Annotated in this window: 5 protein-coding genes; 3 read left to right on the top strand and 2 right to left on the bottom strand. The window is 41.1% G+C overall.

The window, feature by feature from the left end; all coding sequences use genetic code 11:
- Positions 1–253: 253 nt before the first annotated feature.
- Positions 254–1129, bottom strand: a complete 876-nt coding sequence (locus tag EKM61_RS03135; protein ID WP_068225630.1) for a hypothetical protein — start codon at positions 1127–1129, stop codon at positions 254–256.
- Between the two features lie 120 nt (positions 1130–1249).
- Between EKM61_RS03135 and EKM61_RS03130 the strand changes: the two genes are divergently transcribed.
- The 3 genes from EKM61_RS03130 (at position 1250) to EKM61_RS03120 (ending at position 3378) form a co-directional block, all read left to right on the top strand.
- Entirely contained in the window at positions 1250–1903 is a 654-nt protein-coding gene (locus EKM61_RS03130) for an HAD-IA family hydrolase (protein ID WP_068225631.1), read from the top strand.
- Between the two features lie 239 nt (positions 1904–2142).
- Positions 2143–2901, top strand: a complete 759-nt coding sequence (locus EKM61_RS03125) for an SDR family NAD(P)-dependent oxidoreductase (protein ID WP_068377080.1) — start codon at positions 2143–2145, stop codon at positions 2899–2901.
- A 111-nt stretch (positions 2902–3012) separates the two neighbouring features.
- On the top strand, positions 3013–3378 hold the full coding sequence (locus EKM61_RS03120; RefSeq protein ID WP_068225633.1) for a DUF488 domain-containing protein: 366 nt from the start codon (positions 3013–3015) through the stop codon (positions 3376–3378).
- A 122-nt stretch (positions 3379–3500) separates the two neighbouring features.
- Here EKM61_RS03120 and EKM61_RS03115 read toward each other — a convergent pair whose 3' ends face one another.
- Positions 3501–7772, bottom strand: a complete 4272-nt coding sequence (locus EKM61_RS03115) for a 2-hydroxyacyl-CoA dehydratase (protein WP_068225634.1) — start codon at positions 7770–7772, stop codon at positions 3501–3503.
- Between the last annotated feature and the right edge of the window lie 143 nt (positions 7773–7915).

Genomic DNA, 7915 nt, shown 5'->3' with positions numbered 1-7915 from the left:
ACTACGCCATAGCAGCACGAGAATTGGTCCAAAATTGTGCGGTATGCCGATATTAAACCTCGTATGAATAATTCGGGAAACAACTAAAATGCTTAAAGAGGCTGGGACAAAAGTCCCAGCCTCTTATTGTTTCTGAACGTTACCCTAGAACGTGCGCTAAACACGACTACAGCTAATCCAATAGCCATAGTATGGTTATTAGATTAGCTTGCCTGACGCAGTGAACCTAAAACCGACTTTTTGTCCTACTTTTTTAGCGAACTCGTTTTAAATGACCAACAATCAAGCTAACTATTCCAATTAACATTAAAACTATGCTAGGCAGTGTAAAACTGCTAATAATCGAATTCCCTAACTGGGTAGCCACTTCACTAAACTCTTTTGCCGCAATGGCCAGATAATCAACAATCCCTAAGGCGTTCATTCCTATTCGTAGTAAAAATAGGAGTCCGCCACTAATTAAGGCTGCCCAACCAATATGCCGTAACGTCAAAAATAAATGATGATCACTAATCAATAATAGGATTAAACCGACTACTGAAATAACTAAAGCAATCCAAAAGACGGCCTGAATGATCTGATTATAACTAGCCAATTGTGATTCAGCTTGCGTCACTTGTGGCACCTGCAGCATTTGTTGATAACTTGAAGTAAGCTGCGTTGTGATTAAATCAACAATTGTTGTCGAACCTGCTAGTAAGGGCACATTCTTTTCAATTGCGGTCGTTAAATTTTGCTTAACGTGGGCAATAATGTGGGTCGTACTTACAGGATCAGTTTTATTTGCGTAAATATTTTTAATCGTTTGCGTCAGATCACTTTGCACCGCAGTTTTAGTTACTAAATGAGCGACTGCAGATGCCGGAATGTGATACTGCGTTGCGTAATTCACGGCCTCAGTATTAACTTTTTTCGTCAGTGTCTTGGCAGCGTTAGTTTTAGTGATTTCATTAGCAACAAAATCTGGATTAAATGCTGTTTGCCTTAGAACCCCACTACCGACGGCTATAAATAAGCTAAAAGTTAAAATAATAGTTAGTAGTGCACCGATCACAGAATGGTGTTTTACGGGCCGTGGTTCTTTTTGAGCGCGATTACCCTGTTGCTGTGCTCTTCGTGTTTCACGCATGACGTTTTCACGTCCTTTCGTCAAATTAAACTTATTTTACCACAGAATTGACCCGGACACTGTCAACCATTTTGAACATGACTTATAATAAGGATAAATCGATTAGAAAGTTGGATCGCAATGACAATCAAAACAGTCCTCTTTGACCTCGATGGTACCTTAACCGACTCAAAGCCAGGAATTATTAATTCGTTAAACTATTCAATTAAAAAACTTGGTTTACCGCAAAAATCGGCGGCTACCCTACAGCTTTTTATCGGGCCACCACTGTTGGCCTCATACGAAAAATACTTTGGTCTAACAGCACTGCAAGCAGAAGATGCCCTTAAGGCCTACCGAGAATATTACGTTGAACAAGGTATTTTTGAAAATTCCGTTTATCAAGGTGTCCCGGCGATGCTTGCTGCATTACAACAAACTGGTTACCAAATTTTTATGACAACCTCTAAACCTGAAAAATACGCGGAACAAATCTGCGAACACTTTGGTCTAACAACCTATTTTAATGGTATTTATGGTGCCAGTATGGATGAAAAACGCGCAGCAAAGAGTGAAATCATTGCCTACGCCCTCAACGCGGAAAAGCTCACCCAGCCTGCCAAAATTGCTATGGTTGGTGACCGGGAAAATGACATTAATGGTGCCCATGATCACCATTTACAAAGTGTTGCGGTAACTTATGGTTTCGGCTCAATAACAGAACTCTCGGCCGCCAAACCGACAAAATTTATTGACCAGCCAGAAAAATTACTACCAACCTTGCAATTACTCTAACAAGCCACTGGTGTGCGCCGCAAAGGATATTTAGATTCCACTTTTCAATTTAAGATCATTACTGATGTTGTCACCGCTTATTTTGGTGCGTACCTTTTAAGACCGAATCTTTTTGTTTCTCAATAAGTAGTCATATTCTGATTCACTTTATCATTTAAGTGTTCGCGAAGTGCTGGCTCCTCCTAGCAATACCAGTGGATTGAATTAACTATTAATTACCTGAAAGGAAGTTAGCGCTTATGAATACAAATGAAATTATTACCTTAGTAACCGGCGGTAATCGCGGTATGGGATTAGAAGTTGTCAAAGAATTGAGTCAAAAAGGTCAGCGGGTCATCATGGGATCGCGAAATTTGGAAAAGGGAAAGGCGGCTATTGCTCAGTTAGCGCAAATAGAAATCAAAGCAGATTTGGTCCAGTTAGATGTAACAGATCCAATCTCTGTCTCAAAGGCCGCCCAAATAATCACTGATAAATACGGGTATCTTACCATACTAATCAATAATGCCGGTGCGGTATTTGATTTTCAACAAAAGCCGTCTGAAGTTAAATTGACTAATCTCCGCGCGGATTTTGAAATTAACTATTTTGGTCTGGTTGACGTCACCCAAAAGATGTTACCTTTACTTAAAAAGAGTTCAAAGGCCAAGATTATTAATATTTCAAGTATCATGGGCTCTAAGACCGAAACGCTGAATCCCAAGGCAAACGTCTATCACGCTGTGGCAGTCGGTTACCAATCAGCAAAGGCAGCGGCTAACATGTATACTGTTCAGCTGGCTAAGGAAATGTCTAGCGCTAATTTGCCAATTACAGTCAATGCAATCGACCCAGGTATGGTGGCAACCGAATTTGGCGGTGCCACACCTGAACTGGTCAAGAAATTAGGAGCAAAACCAGTTAGTTTTGGAATCGCACGTACAATTGAACTTGCCACTAGTCCCAATAATCAAGCTACTGCTACTTTTACGAATACTTACGGAACTGTCGCTTGGTAAATTATTTTTACAATCTGCGATTTAGATTAAACTTGGCGAAAAAACATTAGTAAAATTAATTTCTCGATACACCTGCCATAATTGATTGAATTTAAAAAGAGGTGGAACAGTATGGCATTAAAAATTGAACGAATCTATACAAAACCAGTTGATACTGCCGGCTACCGAATTTTGGTTGATCGTGTTTGGCCACGTGATATTTCTAAGGTCAATGCAGCATTGGCCAGCTGGGAAAAAGAGATTGCGCCTAGTAAAGAATTGCGGCAGTGGTTTAACCACGAAATTTCTAAATACCCGGAATTTAAACAACGTTACCTCACCGAATTAAATAGTAATCCAGCAACTACTGATTTTTGCCAACTAGTTAAAGAAAAACTGGCCGTTGGTAACGTCATTTTACTTTTCGGTGCAAAGGATGAGACTCATAATCAGGCCGTCGTTCTTCAAGAATTTCTCCAGCAGAAACTAGTTCAATAACTTTATTTATTTCCGAGACGCAAAGAACGTAGCCAAGTAACGGCTACGTTCTTTTTATTGCGTCTTAAAAATTGGCTATATTACTGGCAGATAGATCAAATCAAGTAGTTGCTTTGACTCAATTAATGAACCTTAACTTCTTCTTCCTTATCCAAAGCTTTATTAGCCGTAGCCAACATCAGCCGAATTCGATTAAGTTGGTTAACAATTGAAACACCAGGATCGTAGTCAATTGGAGCGATGTTTGCCTTCGGATATTCCCGGCGTAATTCTTTGACCACACCTTTACCAACCACGTGATTGGGCAAACAACCAAATGGCTGCATGCAAATGATATTATTGACGTCTTCTTTCAACAGACTAATCATTTCACCAGTTAAGAACCAACCTTCTCCAGTTTGATTTCCTAATGAAAGTACCTTGCTGGCATCATTTGCTAACGTTTCAATTGCATCAATCCCAGTAAAACGATCGGAAGCAACTAAGGCCGCCTGCATTGGCTTCTCACACCAATTAATCAGTTTCAGGCCCATCTCCGCCAGAACCTCTGACTTTTTAGCAAAACCAAACTGTTTATACTTATAGATTTGATTATAGAGCGAGTAATTCATGAAACCGACAATATCAGGAACAACGGCTTCAGCACCTTCACTTTCTAATAAATGAACAAGATCATTATTAGCGATTGGCGAATATTTAACTAAAATTTCACCGACTAAACCAACTTTTGGTCGGATTTCATCAGTTAACGGAACAGTATCGAAGTCGCGAACAATTTGGCGAACGTTCTTTTTGAATTGCCGGAAGCTGCCCTTAACGATACTTGGTTTAACAAGCTTTAACCAATCCGCATGCATTTGGTCAACTTGCCCTGGATTCTGTTCATAAGGGCGAGTCTTATAAACCACACGCTCGAATAAATCACCATACAAGAAACCTAATGCTACTCGTTTGAGTAACGGTAAGGTTAACTTGAAGCCAGGTGTTTCTTCAACGCCTTGATTACCTAATGACATTGAAACAACTGGAATCTTTGCGAAGCCAGCGTCCTTCAAGGCCTTACGGATTAGTGGAATATAGTTGGTTGCTCGGCAGCCACCACCTGTTTGTGTCATCATCACGGCAGTATGATCCAGATCATATTTGCCACTCTTCAATGCCTCTAACATCTGGCCAATTGAAATAATTGCTGGGAAACAAGCATCGTTATTAACAAACTTCTGCCCTTCATCAATTGCGTGGTGGTCATCAGTTGGCAAATTAACCACGTTATAACCAGACGCTTGTAAAGCAACATCAACCAACCCATTTTGATGAATTGGGGACATCATTGGCATCAGTAAAGTATAGTGTTCTTTTTGCATATCTTTGGTAAAGGTAATTGGTTTGTCATCTTCGAATTGTTTCGTTGGCATAATCAAACGTTTATTTCGTTCCTTAACCGCGGCCTTTAACGAACGTAACCGAATTCGAACTGCACCCATATTGGTACCCTCATCAATTTTCAAAACGGTGTAAAGTCGATTGTACTGGCTCATAATATCTTCAACCTGGTCCGTATCAATGGCGTCTAGGCCACAACCAAACGAATTTAACTGAACTAGTTCCAGCTGTGGATCACGCGCCGCTACTCGAGCCGCAGCGTAAAGACGGGAATGATAAACCCACTGATTGACAACTCGTAGACCTTTAACGTCGCCAAGATGCGCAATTGAGTCTTCCGTCAACACGTTAAAGCCTTCCGCAGTCATAATCTGCGAAATACCATGATTGACTTCAGGATCAAGGTGATAAGGTCGGCCAGCTAAAACAATCCCCCGTTCACCATTTTGTTTTAATAAACGTAAGGTATCTTCACCGCGATCGCGAACCTGCTGTTTAAAGTGTTCTAATTCAGCATAGCCCGCTTCTAAGGCCGTTTTGACTTCATCTAAGCTAACGTCAAAACTACTAAGTGCCTCACAAAGGTTTTTCGCCGTTGATTCGTGATCGGCCAAGTTTAAATAAGGATCAAGGTAGTTCACTTTACCCTCACGAATCTCGTCAACATTATTTTTGATAACATCGGGGTACGACTGAACAATTGGACAGTTAAAATGGTTTTGTGCATCTTTATTTTCTTCGCGTTCATAAACAACTCCGGGATAGAAGATTGTCTTAACGCCCTTGTCAATTAAAGCCTGAATATGGCCATGAACTTGTTTGGCCGGATAACAAACTGTGTCGCTAGGAATTGTTTCAATCCCTTTTTCGTATTGTTCTTTGCTGCCCTTTGGTGATAATTCAGCGCGAATGCCTAACTTAGTGAAAAAAGTTTGCCACATAGGATAGTCTTCGTACATATTTAGAACGCGTGGCATTCCAATAATACCCCGGGTAGCTAATTTTTTACGTAGTGGCCGGTAACTAAATAGTAATTTATACTTTTCTTGAACAAGATTAATTTTACCGTTACTCTTCGGCACTCGTTGCTTCATGCCCCGTGCCTCACCACGTTCACACCGATTACCGGTGACAAAGCGGCGCCCATCATTAAAAATAGTGATCGTTAAGGCACAGTTGTTTTCACAAAGGCCACAGTGCATAAATTCTTTTTTAGAGGTTAAGTTATCCATCTGTTCAGGCTTTAGTAAGGTTGTTTGGTCCCCATCTTGGTACGCCTCTTCGGCGATCAACGCCGCCCCATAAGCGCCCATTAAACCCGCAATGTTAGGCCGGATTACTTGGCGCCCAGAAATAAGTTCAAAGGCCCGTAAAACGGCCTCATTATAAAAAGTCCCACCTTGACAAACAATATTCTCGCCTAAATCTTCAGGCCGCCGTAATTTAATAACCTTATAAAGGGCATTTTTAATTACCGACATTGATAAGCCGGCAGAAATGTCACCAATTGAGGCACCCTCTTTTTGAACTTGTTTGACCTTAGAGTTCATAAAGACAGTACAGCGGGAACCAAGATCAGCGGGATGCTGTGCAAGCAAAGCCGCCTGCGCAAAATTCTTAACTGAATACTTTAGTGAGGTCGCAAACGTTTCAATGAAAGAACCACACCCAGAAGAACAGGCCTCGTTCAATTTAATTGTCGCTAAAGCATCGTTTTTAACGGTCATTGCTTTCATATCTTGACCGCCAATATCGAGGATAAAATCGACGTTTGGTTGGAAATAATGAGCCGCTCGGTAATGGGCTACCGTTTCAACTTCACCAATATCAACCATTAAGGCGTTTTTGATTAAATGTTCACCGTAACCAGTAACGGCCGTTTTACCAATAACCACATCAGCAGGTAATTTAGCGTATAAGTCCCTCAAAATTTCTTCCGTTTTCTTTAGCGGATCGCCATCATTGCTGTCATAATAAGTATATAGTAGCTTGTGATCGGTACTCATCAAAGCCACTTTAGTTGTGGTTGATCCCGCATCAATTCCTAAAAAGGCCGTGCCGTGATAACTAGCTAGATCACGTTCTTCAACCTTAGCCTGGGCGTGGCGCTTGCGAAATTCCTGCAACTCATCATCATTTTTAAATAATGGCGCTAAGGAGCGGGAAGGTTTCATAACACTATCATCGCCGTTAACTAACCGATCGGCCAAAGTGACTAACGTTATTTCTGGTTGGTCAGCAGCATAAAATGCGGCACCTTTAGCCACAAATAATTGTGGATCAGCTGGAAAGACAACATCTTCTGGTGCTAAATTCAAAGTATCAATAAAACGGGCGCGCAGTTGATCCATAAAATACAGTGGGCCACCAAGAAAGGCCACCTTACCGCGAATTTTACGACCAGAGGCCAACCCGGCGATTGTTTGGTTGACCACTGCCTGAAAGATACTCGCAGCGATATCCGCCTTTTTAGCACCATCATTAATCAGCGGCTGAACATCCGTTTTTGCAAAGACACCACAACGCGAAGCAATCGGATAAATCATTTCGTAATCCCTAGCCATTATATTAAGGCCATTTGCATCGGTTTTTAAAAGTGTTGCCATTTGGTCAATAAAAGCACCAGTCCCACCGGCACAACTACCGTTCATCCGTTGTTCAAGTGAAGCACCAAAGAACGTAATCTTGGCGTCCTCACCACCAAGTTCAATACTGACATCCGTTTGCGGAATTAATTCCTCAACCGTTTTGGTACAAGCAATAACTTCTTGAATAAATTTAAGTTGTAGTAAGTTTGCGAGGCCCATACCACCAGAACCCGTGATTGTAAATGAAATTGGCACAGTCGGCCCTAATTCCTTAATTGCTTCATCGATAATTTTTTTACTCGCTGTTTTCACATCGGAATAATGGCGCTCATAACGAGCAAATAACGTCTCATTTTGCTCATTCATAATAACAAGTTTCACAGTTGTCGACCCAACGTCGATCCCACCACGTAGTTTTGTCATAGTATTCCTCCCATCTAAGTCTCTCGCCCTTAGCGATCACATCAGTTGTCCTTCATTAACTAACAGATCGTTGAATAACCAACAACTTGTCTGTTATACTATATATGTTTAGTCTACTGCTTCACAATGTTTATGCAATCAGC

Origin of the sequence: Loigolactobacillus backii, assembly GCF_003946275.1 — a bacterium.
Classification (GTDB): domain Bacteria; phylum Bacillota; class Bacilli; order Lactobacillales; family Lactobacillaceae; genus Loigolactobacillus; species Loigolactobacillus backii.
This window is presented reverse-complemented; position numbering and strand designations above follow the sequence as displayed.